Genomic DNA, 15,878 nt, shown 5'->3' with positions numbered 1-15,878 from the left:
TTAAAATGAGTGAGAATGAAAAAAACGAACAAAATGAATATGCTCCATTAAAAGGAATTAAAGTAGTTGACTGGACTCAAGTTCAATCCGGCCCTTCATGTACTCAACTTTTAGCGTGGCTTGGAGCTGAAGTTATTAAAATTGAACGTACTAATACTGGGGACCCAACAAGAAATGAATTACTTGATATCAAGGATTCATGGAGTCTTTACTTCCTCCAACTAAATGCTAATAAGAAGTCTTTAACTGTTGATATTAAAACTCCAGAAGGTAAAAAGATTATGTACGACTTAATTAAAAAAGCCGACGTATTCGTAGAAAATATTGCTCCTGGTTCTGCTGATAGAAATGGTTTTGGCTGGGAAAAGCTTCATGCAATGAATCCTAGATTAATCTACGCTTCATTAAAAGGTTTTAACCAAGGATCACGTTTTGAAAATGTTAAGGCATTTGAACCAGTTGCTCAATCTGCTGGTGGTGCTGCTTCTGCAACCGGTTGGAACAAAGGTGAAGACAATGTTCCTACTCAATCTGCTGCAGCCTTAGGTGACTCAAACTCTGGGATGCACTTAACTATCGGTATTTTAGCAGCCCTACTTCAACGTGAACACACTGGTGAAGGTACCTTTGTTTACCAATCAATGCAAGACGCCGTATTAAACCTTTGTCGTATTAAATTACGTGACCAAATCATGTTAGACAACTTAGGTGCTCTTCCTCACTACGCTGTCTACCCTGACTGGAAATGGGGTAAAGCAATTCCACGTGCAGAAAATACTGAAGGTGGACAAGTTATTGGTTGGTGCTATAAGGCTAAAGGTTGGGAAACTGATCCAAATGCTTATGTTTACATCGTTGTTCAAAACGAAAACAAGAAGTGGGATAAGCTTTGTGAAGCAATGGGACATCCGGAATGGGAAGAAGATCCAAGATTCATTGACTGGCAACACCGTCAATTACACAAGGAAGAACTTTATCCATTAATTGAAGCTTACACTAAGCAATATGATAAATATACTTTGACTAAAGAGCTTGGTGCTGCTGGTGTTCCAGTTGGTCCTGTTCTTGACTGGCATGAACTTGAAAATGATCCTGATTTAAACAAAGATGGTGCTATTGTTACCATTGATCAAGGTGGTAATCGTGGTGACTTCAAGACTATTGGTCTTCCATTTACTCTTTCAAACTACACTCCATCTTATGATCGAGCACCAGATCTTGGCGAAAACAACAAGGAAATCTTAACCAAGCTAGGCTATGATCCAGATCAAATTGAAGACTTGGTTAACAAAGGAGTTATCTCCAAAGCCAAGGGTCCTAAGAACCCACGTGTTCATGTTATTATCGACGGTAAAGAACACTAATTAACTTTTAAATATTTATTGAAGACAGTTAGAATGAAGCTCTAACTGTCTTTATTGTTCTCTTTTTAGAAGCATTAATTAACTTTTTTGGTATTCTTACAAATACTTAAAATCCTAATTTAATCACTATACTTTACTTTAAAATGCGTCTATAATATAGATTCATAAGATATATAAAGAGGTGAATTTCTGATCATGAAAAGTGTAAATTACACTAAAAAACATCACATGTATTTAATGAACCATACTAATGGTGACGTTATTGAAGTGAAGACGGATAAAAATAATAAATCATTCAAAAAATTACGTCTTTACCGTCAAGATGGTCTAGGGAACTACTATCTGGATCCACATGCAGAGTTAAAAGATCGGAATAGTTTAGCCACTAAAGAAAATATTGTGGAGGCTGGCAAAAAAGTTAGTCGTCATGTTGCTAGTGCTCGTCACTGGCACCATAAAGTAAGACCAATTTTTAATGCCGATCATAAGATTATTGATTTTGAACCTCGCTTAAATCTAAAGCATCACACTCAGGTTCAAAATGCTAAGAGATATCTACGTCACCTTGAAAATCATCATGCTGATTTCCTTTTCCGTAAAAATAATAAAGGTCGCTTAATGGCACCTTGGAACTACGTAAAGGACGCAATTTATGAAGATCGAAACAAAGAAATAGTTTTGGCTCATAAAGTACATAAACTAACTAAATAAAAGGCTCCTCGTTCAAATTGAACGGGAGCTTTTTTGATTTTGAACCTTTGTATCATGATACCGATAATCATTAAAAGAAATATACAATTACATCAGTTTCTGCCCCTTAAGTGTATTCCGGAGTTTCATGGATTTACCAAAATCTTGTAGATCTTATCATTTGATATCTTTTATTTTATATAATAATGTATCAGCAAAAGATACATTATCTACTTAAGAGTATTTTAGATGAAAGATACCAAATTTCCCATTGCAATCCATATTCTATCCATGATTGCGCTTAGTCCACACCCTATCAATTCAGTTGACATTGCGAAAAGCGTTGGCACAAATCCAAGCTATATTCGGAAAATAATGAACCTACTCAAAGATCATAAAATCATAGAGAGCCACCGTGGAAAAACCGGAATTCAATTGCTAGTCGATCTCGCTCAATTAGATCTCCTCACTATTTATAAAATTGTTGAAGAAGACAATCCTCATATTTTTCAAGTTCATCAAAATGCAAATGCAGAATGCCCTGTCGGTCGCAATATTGTTAATGCCGTCTTTCCATTTTTAGATGATGCCGAAAAAATACCCCATAATTATTAGATTTTATGTCTAACAATTATGAGGCACTTCAAGCTAACATGAGATTTTTATTTTACTCTTCTTTTTCTTTACAATGACTCTGACAAACGCACTTTTTCTCACTTACCATGGAACAATGACAAACACCATCTTTACCAGCACATGGACATCCCTGTTGACATTTCATTCCATTATGACAAAATTCATTGCTCATAGTCAGGACCTCCTTTTATCACCATTATAAATCTCTCTTTATTCATTTCCAAAAATTCACTTTTTTAGCTCTTTCACCATATTGTAGCTACTTACGTTTTCTGGATCAGGGATATCATCACTGGTCTTGCCTTCATTGACAAAACCGCGCGTTTCATAAAAATGGAAGAGCTTAGGTAAACAAGTCAGTGTAACTGTACTTCTATCCTGCGCTTGAGCAATCTTGCATAATTCCTCAATTAAAGCTGATGCAATCCCGTGCTTACGATATTCTTTTCTAGTTGCCAAACTCAAAATCGTTTGATAAGGATACTGTATGTTATTCGGTTGATTTTTAAAATACAGCTCATCTTTAATATAGCGATCTTTACTTACTGGACCAAAAACGTGCCCTACTACTTTGCCATCAACTTCCGCAACTAAAAAAGTATCTGGATAATTTTCAATTCGGCCGATCATATCTTTACGCGTCATTTCCTCTGACATATGAAAAGCACTTGATTCAAGTTCAACAATTGCATCTAAGTCATCCATTTTTACAGTACGAATATTTAATGTCATCTGTTTTCCTCGCAGTTAGGTTTTCTATTTTAGATTTCTTTTCTTAATCCTATCATTGATTCGGTTTACTGTCTTTTTTTGTTCCAAAAGGCAAATGAGCCAAATCACAACATACATAAGAATGAACATTACGATACTACTTATATTAATTACCCAGTGATTAATAGTAGCCATCAACATGAATAAAATAAAAGTACCTATAAAATGAATCGCAAAAGCTGCACTCATTGGTAAATCAGTTTTAAAAATCATCGATAGAAAACCAATTATTCCAGAAATTCCAAGAACCGAAACCGTTTCTTTAACAGTCAAACCCACTCCAGGATAAAGAAAAGTCATAATACATACGTAGCAAATTGCGCCAAATCCCATTCCTGTGAAAAAATAATCTATGCATTTTCCAAACCATTTCATTTTACAGTCCCAGCTCTCTTTCTAAATCTGGCAAATAACGACGAGAGACCTCAGTCTTCAATCCTTCAGCTAAAATCGCAACCATGTTTCCTGCAAAACCACTCTCTAATGATTCTAAATAATTCAAATTAATGACAGAATGACGTGAAACTTGCACAAAATCTTCATTCAGGTTTTCCAAAACTTGGTACAATCGCCCAGTTGTTTTTACTACTTCGCTCAAGGTGTAATAAGTTAGGCTGGTGCCCTGAACTTCAACTTTAATCAACTCATCCCTTTTAACAGTAACTATCCGGTCACTCGTTTTCACAGGTAAAAGATTTCGATCTCTTTTACCAAATTTATTTAGGTAACTGACCAGTCGCTTAACTGTGCCACTTTCTGCACTTGCTCTAACTTCAACCTCTATCTCATCCTCCAAAGATGGATCTTTTTGAAACTTAACCTTCAACTTGAATTTTTCTCTTTCCTATTGCCAGTGAAGCAAGAATAATCACTAGGCTTAAAATTAAAATCATTCCAATCATCACATAGCCTGTATCTGCACGCGTTAGCTGATAGCTATTAATTTTGAAATGAATTCCTAAATAGTTAACCATCGTACTTCTTACACTCGCTGGCATTTGATTTTCGCTAATTTTATTTAAAAATAAACTTCTCAAAGCAGAAGCTTCATAACTACTTGGGACTAATTTTACCAAAGTTTGCGCCGTAGAAGACAAAGTTCCATAAGGAAGATACGTAGCGACAGCAAATCCAGCGATTGCCCCGATGACTGCCGATAAACGACTAAACGTAGTTGAAGAATGAATAAAGAGCACAATTATTTCATTGAGCAGTGTTGCTCCAACTGCTCCTAATGCCATAAAAATTAACGCTAATAAGCTATTTTCAAGTGAGATATTAATTTTATCAACAGCTGTAAAGTAAACATCCATCACCACAAATGTAATGATTTGCATTAAGAAACTGATGATTGAACTAGACAAAACATAGGCCAAATTTTGCTCTGAAAGAGAAAGATCAGTCAAACACATATCATCAGCAGTGCGCGTTTCTCGATCTTTGACTAATTGACCTAGTGCTTGAAAAGAAGTTGTAATCCCTGCAATTGCTACAATTCCTGCCATCATCCATAAATCAAGCATTTGCTTGACATTTGCAATTTGAGGCCAGGAGCTTTCTAAATTTTTCTGTAAAAATCCTACATAGATAAAGAATGAAATTAATGCTCCAAAGCATGACATAATTACGCCAGGGATGTTAGAAAAATAAATCTTGATATTTCGTTGAACTAAAGCAAACATTATTGAAGTTCCTTTCCTGTAATCTTGATAAATGCATCATTAATTGAGCCTTGGTGATATTCAAAATCTGCAATTTTAACTTTATTTTTTGTTAGAAAATCAATTGCTTGATTTGAATCTAGATCATCTAGCTCAAATTTATTGTCTTTAAGAATTTGAGAATGAAGCGGCTGTTTAGCATCTTTCATCTTCACTATCAATTTAGTTGGTGCATATTTGGCCTTAATTTGACTTGCAGATCCTTTGGCTAAAATATTACCGTTCTCTAAGATGTACATTTGATCGGCATTTTCTGCTTCTTCAAGATAATGCGTAGTTAAGAAAATCGTTAACCCCTGTTCTTTCTGCAATTTTTGGAGTAAATTCCAAATTACCAATCTTGTCTGTAAATCAAGTCCAGTGGTTGGCTCATCCAAAAACAGCAAATCAGGATGATCGATTAAGGCTCGGGCAATATCAACTCTTCTTCTTTGACCACCAGACAAAGTACCATATTTTTGATTCAAAAATTTCTTAATTCCAATTAGCTCAATTAATTGCTTTAGCCAATCCTTAGAGAAAGTTTTGTACATTTTAGCTCTTAGATACAGATTGTCTTTAACAGTTAGATTGTCATCTAGGACACTATCTTGAAAAACTACCCCAATTTTTAAATTTGGCGCGTATTTAATTGTTCCAGAAGTTGGCTTCAACAGCCCAGTCAAGATATTAATTGTCGTAGACTTCCCTGCACCATTAGTTCCAAGATAGGCAACCAATTGACCTCGATCAATTTTGAGATTAACCTTATTCAAAGCTAATTTTTTGCCATATTTTTTAGTTAAACTATAAGTTTCAATAAGCATGTGATTACTTCCTTTATTTGATTTAACTAAAGAATACTTAAATAAGTCGGAACTGTATCGTCATTTTTAATAAGCGGCAAAAGTAAAGACATGAACGGCTAAATTTAGAACATAAAAAAACTCACAAATTTAATTGTGAGTTTTAATTTTCAATATATGTTTATATTTATTCCTCTTGATAGCTATTCCTTACTATTTTGGCTGTATAATTTTTCCTGTTGATGAATATCTATGATATTCTTTTTTTACGTAAAAAAAGAGGCCATAGTCCTCTCTTACTTAAAATCCTTCTTCGACCAATTCAATTAAGTGTATGGAGATTTAAACTATGTCCTCTTTAAATGATTATATTAAATTTACTCTTGATATTGAAGATAAAAACATTATTTTTTCTGATTATTCAAATGAAAATATTAACAGTAAGATTTACAAAATATATTTAGCTGAGCTGATCCAGCCTACTTGTCCTTATTGTCGTTCTACTAATCTTAAGCATAACGGTCATTACGTCTCTAACGTTCGTTTCATTACTGCTGATGCTAGTAAGCCCGTTACTATCAGATTAAGAAAACAACGTGTTCTCTGCAATTACTGTTTAAAAAGATCTATGGCTCAATCTAATCTGGTTAATAAAGGCTGCTATATCTCTAACACTTCTAAGCGAAAAATACTTTCTGCTCTTACTGAAGATCGTTCAATGACCAGCATTGCTAGAGAACATAATGTATCTGTCAACACGGTTCAAAGAGTATTAGAAGTCTGCTCTTCTAAGTTCTATGATGCCTTTGATCATCTCCCTGAACACTTAGCTTTTGATGAATTTAAGGGCGTAGGCAAAAAGCTTCACTTTATTTGTCTAGATGGTGATACTCACAAAGTTGTTCAAATTCTTAGAACTCGTTTCAAACCTGATATTCTACGCTATTTTTACAAGTTCACTCCTAAAGCTCGTGCAATGGTTAAAACAGTAACTATGGATCTTAATTGTTATTATCCTTTAGTTGCTAGAGAATTATTTCCAAATGCTCAGATAGTTATTGACCGTTTTCATATGGTTCAAATGCTTACTAGATCGTTTAATATTTTCAGAGTTCAAATCATGAAGCAATTTAATAAAAGAAGCCGTGAATATAAGCTTTTAAAGTCCCCTTGGAAGCTTTATCTCATGAAATATGACAAACTTAATAAGACTACTCCTTATTACGACTGGCATTTTAAGGACTGTCTAACACAGGAACATGTTGTCTTAGATGGTTTAGATTGTGACCAAACCTTAGAAAATACTTATTGGGTTATGCAGGACTTTATGACTGCTATTCAGGATAACGATGAAAAGAAAGTTATCCATCTACTTCATTCAAAACAAAATGTTGGTAAACAAATGCATCAAACTCTATTAACTTTTAAACGTAATTATTCTGGTGTCCTAAACGGTATTACCTCAACTTATTCTAATGGTTGTCTTGAAGGAGTTAACCGTAAGATTAAACAAATTGAACGTACTGCTTATGGCTATAGAAATTTCAAACATTTATTAATTAGAATTAGACTCAAAGAAAATATTATAAAAGAAAAGGAATCAAACAGCTATTTCTTAGCTGCTTAATTCCTTCTTAAAATTATCCATCAACAGGATTTGCAAAAGAGCCACTATTTTCGGAACCCTTGAATTTAACTTTTAACTTAATTACCCGATCCATATGCAGTAAATTAGGATTTTGACGGTAAAATGCTGTAGCTGATTCAAACAACATATAAATTTCACCATCTTTACCAATAATTTGTTCCATATATGGCGGTAAAATAATGGTTTTATCTGCTTCCGAAAGATCAAGATTATAGTTTGGCTTATTCAATTTATTTTTAAAGATTAATAACTGGGAATTTAAATCACCATATGAAGTAGATAGTAAAATATCATTTTTATCAAAACTAATCCCTTGAATTTGAGAGTAAGTTGACCAGTTTTCACTAGGAAGAGCTAGACCATCTTGCATTTTATCTTTTTTAAATAGGCCCTTCTTATTAAGTTTATAGGCAAAAAGCTGACCACCTTGGACTTTATCGAAGTAGCCGATATAGAGTTTATTCTTATGATAAGTCATATAAGACGTTCGAAGTGGCGCTGATAAGTTAGTACCATGCTCAAATTTTATTGGCTTTTTCTGTTTCTTAAAATTATATTTTTCGCAAATTGCAATAATAAATTGAACACTTTTAGTTAAGCTGCTTGATAGATTAGATCTAATTCTCTTTCAAAGATTTCATCTGGTGTATGATAGGCCAGTATCTTTCTTGGCAAAGAATTGCACCAGGTTTCAATATTAATGATGTCTTGTAAAGAATAGTTAGCTATTGCTTCTCCCTTAGGAATGAATCTGCGAATAAGACCATTGTGTCTTTCAACTGTTCCCTTATCACAAGAAGTGTAAGGATGGGCATAGTAAACCAGTGTATTGGATACTTTTTCTAGGTTGGAAAGATCTGCAAACTCTGAGCCATTATCAGTGGTAATGGTTTTAAAAATATCATTCCAATGTTCGCTGTATTGCCTTTGGAGTTCTTTAAAGGCCTGCATGACACTGACAGAAGTCTTGTCAGGAATACGAAGAATTAAAAACTCACGACTCATACGCTCAGATAAGGTTAGCAGTACCTCATCATCTTTGCTCTTATGTCCGAGAACTAAATCGCATTCCCAATGACCGAATTCATTACGTTTATTGATCTCTTTAGGACGTTCTTCAATGCTTCTGCCAAGTTTTTTCTTATTTTTGCGAATACGATGAAGCTTAGTATTGCGTTTAAGCTTCTCTGGCAAGTCGTAATTATAAATTCCTAATAAGCCTTGATCAACGTAATTATAAAGAGTTTTGGTGCAGACAACATCGCTGCTAGCGAATTCGCCAACAGCAGTAGCACGATTACTGCACACATCAAGCGACCAGCCATCTTTAAAAAAATGCTTGTGGACATAGCGCATGAATTGAGCTTTCCTGAGAAAGTCTGATTTGCGCCCACAATTTTTACGATGAGCTTTATATGCATCATGCCCTTGAGTAGCCTTATATTTTTTGACTTTACCATGATACAGTTTTACAGTGCCACGCTTAACCTCATAGCTGATAGTAGAAGGAGAACAGTTAAGTTCACGGGCAATTGCACGCAAAGAATAGCCATCTTTCAAACGCAATTGAATAATAACTCGCTCTTCAAATGATAAATGCTTGCCTTTAACGTGCTGGTTCATGGTAGAATGTAAAGAGTCCATTTTGACCTCCAATAGAAAGTTTTTGTGGTTATTAACATTCTATCAAACAGGTCCGAATGGACTTTTTATTTTTTATCAAGTGTTCAATTTAATTTTACAATCAGCGAAATTATATTTTTCAATTTCTTTCAATGTTACAGATTGAACTTGTGCTCGTTGATATTGATTAATTGTGGCTACCCATAGACGTTTGTGATCTTTATCATAAGCAATCCCTCCAACATGATCAATATTATTTAAGGCAATTGTTTTTATGAAACGCCCAGTCTTAAAGTCTAATACCCACAGAACTGAATCAAATGTCTTGCTCTTACTATACGCCGAAATAATCAAATATTTATGGTCAATAATCGCTAAGCCTTGTGGATCCATATCATATGCAATACCTGGTTGTCCCTGACCAGGAGGAGTATATTTAATAGCTGCTGACTGAATCAAACCTGGAATCACATAGAAAGTTGGTTTTTGCTTAAAATTCAAGTTTTTATAAATATCTGGATAATTTTGGGATAATAAATTTTTGAATTCTTTAGTTGTATATGAAGCTGGACGAGTACTAGTGTTGTCAATTAAAGCAGGTTGAGGCTTCAATTTATGATGTGGAGTTTTCTTTTTAGAATTATTCCACCATGTAAAAGTACCTATACATATTATTAAAACTATTCCAATTGTAACCCAATAATTAACTCTTTTTAGAATTTTTTTATCTTTCAAAAATTCCTCCACCTTACTCCAAATAAGTTTTCTCTTTTAACTCTATCATATCAATAATTTTACTATAGTTTAGTATCAGCTACTTACGATGATACTTTTCAAAGAGAACTAGTTTTTGAATATAATTATGGTAAAAGCCCACGAAATTAATCGCGAGCTTTTTGACTAATCTATATTCTTTTGCAAACAAATTTTCGCTATAATTATATCCGCAGAAAGTTTTATGAGCGGTGGCTGTTTTACCTCCTGGAGGTGAGGCCTATGGACCAACATCAAGCAGAAAGGGTTCAGCCAGATGAGCGTATACGAGGCCATCTCGTTAATGCTGTTGTTTGGTACTTTTATGTTAGCTTTGCTAACATATATCGATCATCACAACAAAAAATAAACAAAAACGCCGCTCAATTCATAACTTTGGCAGGTTTATTGAGTAGGCGCATGTCAACTTTATAACTTTAGCCACCGCTCTTAAAGCGGGCTGTCTGGGAGATCTTCGGATCTCCTTTTTTCTTTATCTAAATTATAGCATATTTATCAACAAAAGCCCGCAAATTAATTGCGAGCTTTTGTTTATTAATGACCTCGATGTTTTTTTCGACGTTTAATTTGTTTTTGTAAAAAACGCTCTTTTTGCATTTCACGCTTTCTATCTTTATTCATCTTTTTTCTAGTTATTTTCGATTTCTCAAATTGCTTTTTTAAAGCTTGTTGAGCTTTAGTACCAATTCCACGTTTTCGAACTTCTTTATGCGCTAATCTTTGAGCTCTTTTCGGGTTAATATGATGCATTACTTCCTGATCTCGAGTTGATTTGCTAAATCGTAAGTCAGAATAATGCTCATTCACCAAGTTAATTATTTTTGGCATCGTTGGCAATGATGTTCCCATATTAACTTGAGCTACTTTATATTCAGTACCATCAAATTGCTCAAAAATTGCTTTGTAGAATGGTTCATCAAAAATAATAGTTAATACACCTTTAATCACTATGTACCCTCCTAAAAATAAGAGGAAAGAGGGACATCCTAGGAGGGAAGGTTACTGATATGAATAAATCATACATTCGGACTACCAACCGAATTGTGTTTTTACTTTCCTTAGCGTGTATTATAACAAATTATTTATCTTTTATTGTCATAATAACAGTGTTATCATAGACCCAAAAAGATAACACCGTTATCAAGAAAGAAGATAAAAATGACAACCGAAGAAAAAATTATAAATCAAACCGTTCATCTAATCGACACTAATGGGTATCAAAACTTAAGTTTACGCAAACTTACAAAGGAACTGGGACTTACAACAGGGGCTTTTTATAGACATTTCAAAGATAAAAATGAACTATTTCAAAAAGTAGTAATCCAATTATCTAAACGATTTATTGAGCAGATCCCATTAAATGAAGATTATTCATCTAAACAACAGTTACTCATTATCGCTAAATATATTTGTCAGTCTATAACTATGCATCCCAACCAAATGGACTTCTTATTCTACCAATTATCAGCACTAGATTTATATTCAAATGCTAATCAATATCCCTTTTTGCAGAAAGTAAAAGCTTTAATTACTAATCTTAATTCATCAACTACTCTTTCTGATCAAGATTTATTTATTCAAATCTGGTCCTTTATTCAAGGATATGCATTACTAATTAAAAATAAAATTACTCGCTATGACGCACAATTAGTGGAATACACTTTAAATCAACTTTTGAAAGGAAAAGATTAAAATGGATTTCTTAATCATCTATTGTCATCCTTATGAAAAAAGTTTTAACCATGCAATTTTAGAATCAGTAAAATCAAATTTAGCACATAAGCATAAAAGCTTTAAAGTAATTGACTTGTATCAAGAACAATTTAATCCTATTTATGACAAAGAAGAATTACGTTTATTTCATACTGGTAAAACTCATGATCCTCTAGTAACAAAATACTTAAATTACTTAAGAGAAGCTTCCGCAATAATTTTTATTACTCCACTTTGGTGGAATAGTATCCCGGCAATGCTTAAAGGCTTTATTGACAAAGTTATGAAAGAAGGAAAAGGATTATCCCATACTGTAAGCAAAACTGGTATTCATGGCGAATTAACCAACATTAAACATACCTATGTCCTCACCACTTCAACTTCACCAACTTTTTATGTCAAAATCTTTTTGGGAAATGGTATTAAACGAATTTTTGTTAACAAAACTCTAAAGCAATTAGGAATGCAACATCGACATTGGATTCATTTTGGTGGGCTTACAAATTCTACACAAAAGCAGAGAATAGCTTACTTAACTAAGATTAATCACTATAATTTTTCCTCTCGCAACCATTAGTTGCCCACAATGCAATCAAAAAGTGGTTGTCTGCAACCATGATTTTTAATAAATTGAAATCAATCAATAAGGAAAGGACAATCCATATGAGATTAGGTCAAAAAATCACGGAATTACGAAAAAAGAATAATCTTTCTCAAGAAGGCTTAGCTGAAAAAATGAATGTTAGTCGCCAAGCCGTTTCAAAATGGGAAAGTGATCAATCAATTCCAGACATTGAAAAAATCGTTAACTTATCAGAATTATTTGGTGTTACCACAGATTATTTACTAAAAAGTGGTGCTCCATCTTTTGAAATTAAAACGGCAGATATTCCAGTAGAAGATCCATTACCTATTTTACCTGATGAATTGGTTCAAAAATATTTATCTACTGCTAAGAAGAGCTCACAATTCCGTGCTTTGGCAATAGCTCTTGCTATCTTCAGTCCAGCATGTATTAGTTTTTGCAGTGCTCTTTCAGGGTTCCCAATAGGTGTCAGTGATAAAATGCAATTAATCATTTCACTTATTGGATTTGCTGCAACCATTGTAGTTCTTGCAATTTCATTTGGTCTTCTAGTTTATAGTTTTCTTATTATGCGTGAATTTAAGAATCTAAATAACCAAAATTTTAATCTTATGGAAGAGAAAAAGAGATTAAAGTCTACTATTCAATCATTTCACCATACTAATGATAAGTATTTAGTTTTATCATGCATCCTAGCAGTCTTAGCTATTGTTGGACCAGTAATGAGTGGTCTCAGCAACTCTAACGGAACAATATCTCTTATTGCCTGGGGAATAACTTTCTCAATTTTCAGTGGTGCCACATATTTCTTTATATCTTATGTATCGCAACTCCGCTATCTTTCTCTTTTAGTTAAATATAGAAAGCATCTACCGTCCAACTTACACAAATTATTTGTTTACGGAAGCTGGATTTATATTTTCGGTGTTTTAGGTATAGATTACATTGTTAGTAGATTTATTGAACCTATTTTTAGCGCTACGAATGTTTTTTATTTAGGAATTATAATCTATTGTCTATTTACATATTTTTTCATTAAGGAAAAAGCAGAATAAGTTTAATAGTAAAAGCCCGCGAAATTAATCGCGAGCTTTTTCACTAGTCTATGTTCTGTTGCAAACAAATTTTCGCTATAATTATATCTGCAGAAAGTTTTATGAGCGGTGGCTGTTTTTCCTCCCGGAGGTGAGGCCTATGGACCGACATCAATTGGAAAGGGTTCAGCCAGATGAGCGTATACGAGGCCATCTCGTTAATGCTTTTGTTTGGTACCTTTGTGTTAGCTTTGCTAACATATATCGATCATCACAACAAAAAATAAAAAACGCCGCTCAATATATAACTTTTGACCGAGTTATTGAGTAGGCGTTTGCCAAAACTATAATTTTGTCACCGCTCTTAAAGCGGGCTGCATAGGAGATCTTCGGATCTCCTTTTTCTTTACTTAAATTATAGCATATTTATTAGTAACTTCGACTTTTATTTTGCTCTACTTGGAACTGAAATAGTCGCACTATCAATTATATGACCTTCCATCTCACGCAAAAAGTCGTTTAACCAATAATCTTCTTTTAGATCAAGTTTTGTGTCTAATGCATACACGGTTAAAGTGTAATAGTGCGTCTTATCAGGAGGCATCGGACCTGTATAGCCTTCAACTGGGCCAGAATTTTCACCTAAAAACTTGCTAATATTACTATTATTTCCTTGAACAAAATCAAGGCTGCTATTCTTAGAATGACTAATATTAGCTGGAACATCTCGAACCGGAAGATTGGCAGCTAACCAGTGAATCCATGTAAATCCACAGACTGGAACTGAATCAAAATCTCTAAAATATATAGCTAAAGTTTTTGCCTTATCAGGTGCATCAGTAATAAAAATTGGGAAAGATCTACTAGGCTTCCCTTCAATTTTTTGATCTTCATTAGCAAATTTACTGTAGCAATCTGGAATAAATCCATTCATAGTTGGAATTTCTATTTTCATTGATGTATCCCTAAAACTTCGTTTTTAATTACTATTCTTCTTATGCTACTTCATATTTAAGTACAATTATTTCTCAATTGCCAACAAAACCACTTAATTCAATACTTTAGCCAGTTATCGTGGAGTTCAGCCTAATATACTATAAATTATTTTATCGTCTCTATTTTTTATTTATATTCATGGAAGCTACCGGTGACTCACGTAAAAATGTAAGTATACTTTGACGAACGTCATATGGAGCTAACCTATCGCTGTATTCAAGCAAAACTCTTACCATGCCAATAATGCTATGTACAAATACCTGTACACTAATCATCATTCTCATTTGCTCTTTTTCGTCCATTTTTAACTCATCAATATTTTTCATCTGGCTCATACGCTTCATAATTTCCTCACAACCAGTCTGGAAAATCATATTATAGAAACGCGTATCTCCATTATCCGATAACAAAAGTTGAATCTCTTTTTTATGTGCATAGCAGAACTCAATGGTATTTTTTGTTGCATTTAAAATAGTTTCTAACTGATCTTCAAAAGGTGTATCTAAATCAAGATCTCCTAGTGAATCACGATCTTTTTCAACATTTTTTAGATACTCTGCAACAAAACTATCTTCTGTATCTCTTAGTAGATCATTGACATCTGAATAATATTGATAAAACGTTCTAGTACTTACGCCAGCTTTATCAATAATATCCTTTACTTTTAACTTATGCACACTCTTATTTTCTAAGCAGCTTAAAAGAGCAGCAATCAAATTATTCTTTGTATTCTGTACCCTAATATCACTCAAACTTGTTCCTCACTTCTCTTTCCTAGATATTTATCATCTGTAACTTTCTTTTACTTAATTATTAAAAAAATTATATCAAAAGTAAAATAATTTTTTACTTTCGATATGAAAAGTTTTTCTTTTTCAACTTAGTTAACATTCATTGTTTTTACTTTTTTCAATTTATATACTTTAGGTGCAATAGTAAGAATAGGAATTGATATACGATGATTAATTTAAACAACAATGATTATCAAATTAGTAAAAAAGATCAAAAATTACTTAGACAATTTGAAAAACAAGTATTAAATTCTCAAATTTTATATCCTTTTCATCCGATTAGACATATCAATTGCGAATTTTTTCACTTTATTAAAGGTTCTGGAAAAGATCTATTACTGGATTTCGTTATGCAGCCTCAAAAACGTAATTTGATTTTTTCTGAACTACTATTTATTAGTTATAAATACTTAACTAAAGTTAGATACGACATTGACGACTATTTTCTTAGAAAAAATTGGGTTAATGTGATTAATGTTTCATACACCAATGATATTATTACTGATGTTTCATCTTTCCTAACTAAGATCGATGAAGCAAATAAGCTTGAGTTTAATTAAATACTATAAAAAGCCTATTAAGTCTGAAGTGCCATAGAAAAGTTAGCAGAGCACAGAGTTAGGGAAGGAAATCGTCTTCTTCAAAGGTTCAATCGGCACAGTGAATGGTATTCTGATAATCAAAAAATTAATACTTTTATATCAATTCTAACCAAACTAATTGACTCTCTTTCATAAAAAGTCTAA

21 protein-coding genes are annotated in these 15,878 nt (G+C 33.2%); 10 read left to right on the top strand and 11 right to left on the bottom strand.

All coding sequences use genetic code 11. The features are described from left to right. Positions 1-5: 5 nt before the first annotated feature. The 3 genes from frc to H0I41_RS01370 all read left to right on the top strand — a co-directional run bounded on the left by frc (position 6) and on the right by H0I41_RS01370 (position 2,669). A complete protein-coding gene (gene frc, locus H0I41_RS01380) occupies positions 6-1,364 on the top strand; it encodes a formyl-CoA transferase (RefSeq protein ID WP_053107222.1) in 1,359 nt (452 codons plus the stop codon). A gap of 195 nt (positions 1,365-1,559) precedes the next feature. Continuing rightward, positions 1,560-2,075: a hypothetical protein gene (locus H0I41_RS01375; protein WP_086874591.1), complete on the top strand. Its 516-nt coding sequence runs from the start codon at positions 1,560-1,562 to the stop codon at positions 2,073-2,075. A 228-nt stretch (positions 2,076-2,303) separates the two neighbouring features. Beyond that, entirely contained in the window at positions 2,304-2,669 is a 366-nt protein-coding gene (locus H0I41_RS01370) for an Rrf2 family transcriptional regulator (RefSeq protein ID WP_228099720.1), read from the top strand. Positions 2,670-2,918: 249 nt separating this feature from the next. Here the strand turns inward: H0I41_RS01370 and H0I41_RS01365 are convergent, their stop codons facing one another. The 5 genes from H0I41_RS01365 to H0I41_RS01345 are packed head-to-tail and all read right to left on the bottom strand — an operon-like array spanning position 2,919 to position 5,988. After that, the gene (locus H0I41_RS01365) at positions 2,919-3,422 is read right to left on the bottom strand and encodes a GNAT family N-acetyltransferase (RefSeq protein WP_023599184.1); all 504 of its coding nucleotides are present in this window, start codon (positions 3,420-3,422) and stop codon (positions 2,919-2,921) included. Positions 3,423-3,446: 24 nt separating this feature from the next. Continuing rightward, positions 3,447-3,836: a DUF3021 domain-containing protein gene (locus H0I41_RS01360; RefSeq protein ID WP_004898815.1), complete on the bottom strand. Its 390-nt coding sequence runs from the start codon at positions 3,834-3,836 to the stop codon at positions 3,447-3,449. Between the two features lies 1 nt (position 3,837). Continuing rightward, complete coding sequence (locus H0I41_RS01355; protein WP_023599183.1) at positions 3,838-4,287, bottom strand: LytTR family DNA-binding domain-containing protein; 450 nt, start codon at positions 4,285-4,287, stop codon at positions 3,838-3,840. Continuing rightward, positions 4,277-5,143 (bottom strand): ABC transporter permease, encoded by an 867-nt coding sequence (locus tag H0I41_RS01350; RefSeq protein WP_117285777.1) that lies wholly within the window; start codon positions 5,141-5,143, stop codon positions 4,277-4,279. Before H0I41_RS01350 ends, H0I41_RS01355 begins: the two co-directional genes overlap by 11 nt. Beyond that, positions 5,143-5,988: an ABC transporter ATP-binding protein gene (locus tag H0I41_RS01345; RefSeq protein ID WP_135014295.1), complete on the bottom strand. Its 846-nt coding sequence runs from the start codon at positions 5,986-5,988 to the stop codon at positions 5,143-5,145. Before H0I41_RS01345 ends, H0I41_RS01350 begins: the two co-directional genes overlap by 1 nt. A 328-nt stretch (positions 5,989-6,316) precedes the next feature. Here H0I41_RS01345 and H0I41_RS01340 point away from each other — a divergent pair, with 328 nt between their 5' ends. Beyond that, the gene (locus H0I41_RS01340; protein ID WP_182094568.1) at positions 6,317-7,594 is read left to right on the top strand and encodes an ISL3-like element ISLjo2 family transposase; all 1,278 of its coding nucleotides are present in this window, start codon (positions 6,317-6,319) and stop codon (positions 7,592-7,594) included. A 13-nt stretch (positions 7,595-7,607) separates the two neighbouring features. Here H0I41_RS01340 and H0I41_RS01335 read toward each other — a convergent pair whose 3' ends face one another. The 3 genes from H0I41_RS01335 to H0I41_RS01325 form a co-directional block, all read right to left on the bottom strand. Continuing rightward, the gene (locus H0I41_RS01335; RefSeq protein ID WP_228099775.1) at positions 7,608-8,093 is read right to left on the bottom strand and encodes a hypothetical protein; all 486 of its coding nucleotides are present in this window, start codon (positions 8,091-8,093) and stop codon (positions 7,608-7,610) included. Positions 8,094-8,209: 116 nt separating this feature from the next. Further along, positions 8,210-9,259 carry an IS30-like element ISLjo1 family transposase gene (locus H0I41_RS01330; protein ID WP_011161461.1) on the bottom strand — a complete coding sequence of 350 codons (1,050 nt, stop codon included), beginning with the start codon at positions 9,257-9,259 and terminating at the stop codon, positions 8,210-8,212. A gap of 75 nt (positions 9,260-9,334) precedes the next feature. Further along, complete coding sequence (locus H0I41_RS01325) at positions 9,335-9,973, bottom strand: YncE family protein (protein WP_228099707.1); 639 nt, start codon at positions 9,971-9,973, stop codon at positions 9,335-9,337. A 295-nt stretch (positions 9,974-10,268) separates the two neighbouring features. On the opposite strand from H0I41_RS01325, the gene H0I41_RS01320 reads away from it, so the two are divergent. Then, positions 10,269-10,361 (top strand): putative holin-like toxin, encoded by a 93-nt coding sequence (locus H0I41_RS01320; protein WP_080502236.1) that lies wholly within the window; start codon positions 10,269-10,271, stop codon positions 10,359-10,361. A 185-nt stretch (positions 10,362-10,546) separates the two neighbouring features. Here the strand turns inward: H0I41_RS01320 and H0I41_RS01315 are convergent, their stop codons facing one another. Beyond that, positions 10,547-10,960, bottom strand: a complete 414-nt coding sequence (locus H0I41_RS01315) for a YjdF family protein (protein ID WP_004045666.1) — start codon at positions 10,958-10,960, stop codon at positions 10,547-10,549. A 210-nt stretch (positions 10,961-11,170) separates the two neighbouring features. Here H0I41_RS01315 and H0I41_RS01310 point away from each other — a divergent pair, with 210 nt between their 5' ends. The 4 genes from H0I41_RS01310 (at position 11,171) to H0I41_RS01295 (ending at position 13,632) form a co-directional block, all read left to right on the top strand. Further along, entirely contained in the window at positions 11,171-11,704 is a 534-nt protein-coding gene (locus H0I41_RS01310; RefSeq protein WP_014567043.1) for a TetR/AcrR family transcriptional regulator, read from the top strand. A 1-nt stretch (position 11,705) separates the two neighbouring features. Continuing rightward, positions 11,706-12,302, top strand: coding sequence for an NAD(P)H-dependent oxidoreductase (locus tag H0I41_RS01305; protein WP_086874587.1), 597 nt, complete (start codon positions 11,706-11,708; stop codon positions 12,300-12,302). Between the two features lie 86 nt (positions 12,303-12,388). Next, positions 12,389-13,366: a helix-turn-helix domain-containing protein gene (locus H0I41_RS01300; protein WP_086874586.1), complete on the top strand. Its 978-nt coding sequence runs from the start codon at positions 12,389-12,391 to the stop codon at positions 13,364-13,366. Between the two features lie 173 nt (positions 13,367-13,539). Beyond that, positions 13,540-13,632 (top strand): putative holin-like toxin, encoded by a 93-nt coding sequence (locus H0I41_RS01295; protein ID WP_083478843.1) that lies wholly within the window; start codon positions 13,540-13,542, stop codon positions 13,630-13,632. Positions 13,633-13,790: 158 nt separating this feature from the next. Here the strand turns inward: H0I41_RS01295 and H0I41_RS01290 are convergent, their stop codons facing one another. Next, positions 13,791-14,300 carry a YbhB/YbcL family Raf kinase inhibitor-like protein gene (locus H0I41_RS01290; RefSeq protein WP_086874585.1) on the bottom strand — a complete coding sequence of 170 codons (510 nt, stop codon included), beginning with the start codon at positions 14,298-14,300 and terminating at the stop codon, positions 13,791-13,793. 160 nt (positions 14,301-14,460) lie between these two features. Then, the gene (locus tag H0I41_RS01285; RefSeq protein ID WP_023599172.1) at positions 14,461-15,093 is read right to left on the bottom strand and encodes a TetR/AcrR family transcriptional regulator; all 633 of its coding nucleotides are present in this window, start codon (positions 15,091-15,093) and stop codon (positions 14,461-14,463) included. A gap of 206 nt (positions 15,094-15,299) precedes the next feature. Here H0I41_RS01285 and H0I41_RS01280 point away from each other — a divergent pair, with 206 nt between their 5' ends. Next, entirely contained in the window at positions 15,300-15,692 is a 393-nt protein-coding gene (locus H0I41_RS01280; RefSeq protein WP_023599171.1) for a hypothetical protein, read from the top strand. Positions 15,693-15,878 lie beyond the last annotated feature (186 nt).

Source organism: Lactobacillus johnsonii, from assembly GCF_014058685.1.
Lineage (GTDB): Bacteria > Bacillota > Bacilli > Lactobacillales > Lactobacillaceae > Lactobacillus.
Note: the sequence above shows the minus strand (reverse complement) of the source record. Positions and strands in the feature narration are given on the sequence as shown.

Bases quoted from the DNA above. Each gene is read 5' to 3' on its own strand.
- frc (WP_053107222.1), top strand. From the start codon at position 6: ATGAGTGAGAATGAAAAAAACGAACAAAATGAATATGCTCCATTAAAA.
- H0I41_RS01375 (WP_086874591.1), top strand. From the start codon at position 1,560: ATGAAAAGTGTAAATTACACTAAAAAACATCACATGTATTTAATGAAC.
- H0I41_RS01370 (WP_228099720.1), top strand. From the start codon at position 2,304: ATGAAAGATACCAAATTTCCCATTGCAATCCATATTCTATCCATGATT.
- H0I41_RS01365 (WP_023599184.1), bottom strand. From the start codon at position 3,422: ATGACATTAAATATTCGTACTGTAAAAATGGATGACTTAGATGCAATT.
- H0I41_RS01360 (WP_004898815.1), bottom strand. From the start codon at position 3,836: ATGAAATGGTTTGGAAAATGCATAGATTATTTTTTCACAGGAATGGGA.
- H0I41_RS01350 (WP_117285777.1), bottom strand. From the start codon at position 5,143: ATGTTTGCTTTAGTTCAACGAAATATCAAGATTTATTTTTCTAACATC.
- H0I41_RS01345 (WP_135014295.1), bottom strand. From the start codon at position 5,988: ATGCTTATTGAAACTTATAGTTTAACTAAAAAATATGGCAAAAAATTA.
- H0I41_RS01340 (WP_182094568.1), top strand. From the start codon at position 6,317: ATGTCCTCTTTAAATGATTATATTAAATTTACTCTTGATATTGAAGAT.
- H0I41_RS01335 (WP_228099775.1), bottom strand. From the start codon at position 8,093: ATGACTTATCATAAGAATAAACTCTATATCGGCTACTTCGATAAAGTC.
- H0I41_RS01330 (WP_011161461.1), bottom strand. From the start codon at position 9,259: ATGGACTCTTTACATTCTACCATGAACCAGCACGTTAAAGGCAAGCAT.
- H0I41_RS01320 (WP_080502236.1), top strand. From the start codon at position 10,269: ATGAGCGTATACGAGGCCATCTCGTTAATGCTGTTGTTTGGTACTTTT.
- H0I41_RS01310 (WP_014567043.1), top strand. From the start codon at position 11,171: ATGACAACCGAAGAAAAAATTATAAATCAAACCGTTCATCTAATCGAC.
- H0I41_RS01305 (WP_086874587.1), top strand. From the start codon at position 11,706: ATGGATTTCTTAATCATCTATTGTCATCCTTATGAAAAAAGTTTTAAC.
- H0I41_RS01300 (WP_086874586.1), top strand. From the start codon at position 12,389: ATGAGATTAGGTCAAAAAATCACGGAATTACGAAAAAAGAATAATCTT.
- H0I41_RS01295 (WP_083478843.1), top strand. From the start codon at position 13,540: ATGAGCGTATACGAGGCCATCTCGTTAATGCTTTTGTTTGGTACCTTT.
- H0I41_RS01290 (WP_086874585.1), bottom strand. From the start codon at position 14,300: ATGAAAATAGAAATTCCAACTATGAATGGATTTATTCCAGATTGCTAC.
- H0I41_RS01280 (WP_023599171.1), top strand. From the start codon at position 15,300: ATGATTAATTTAAACAACAATGATTATCAAATTAGTAAAAAAGATCAA.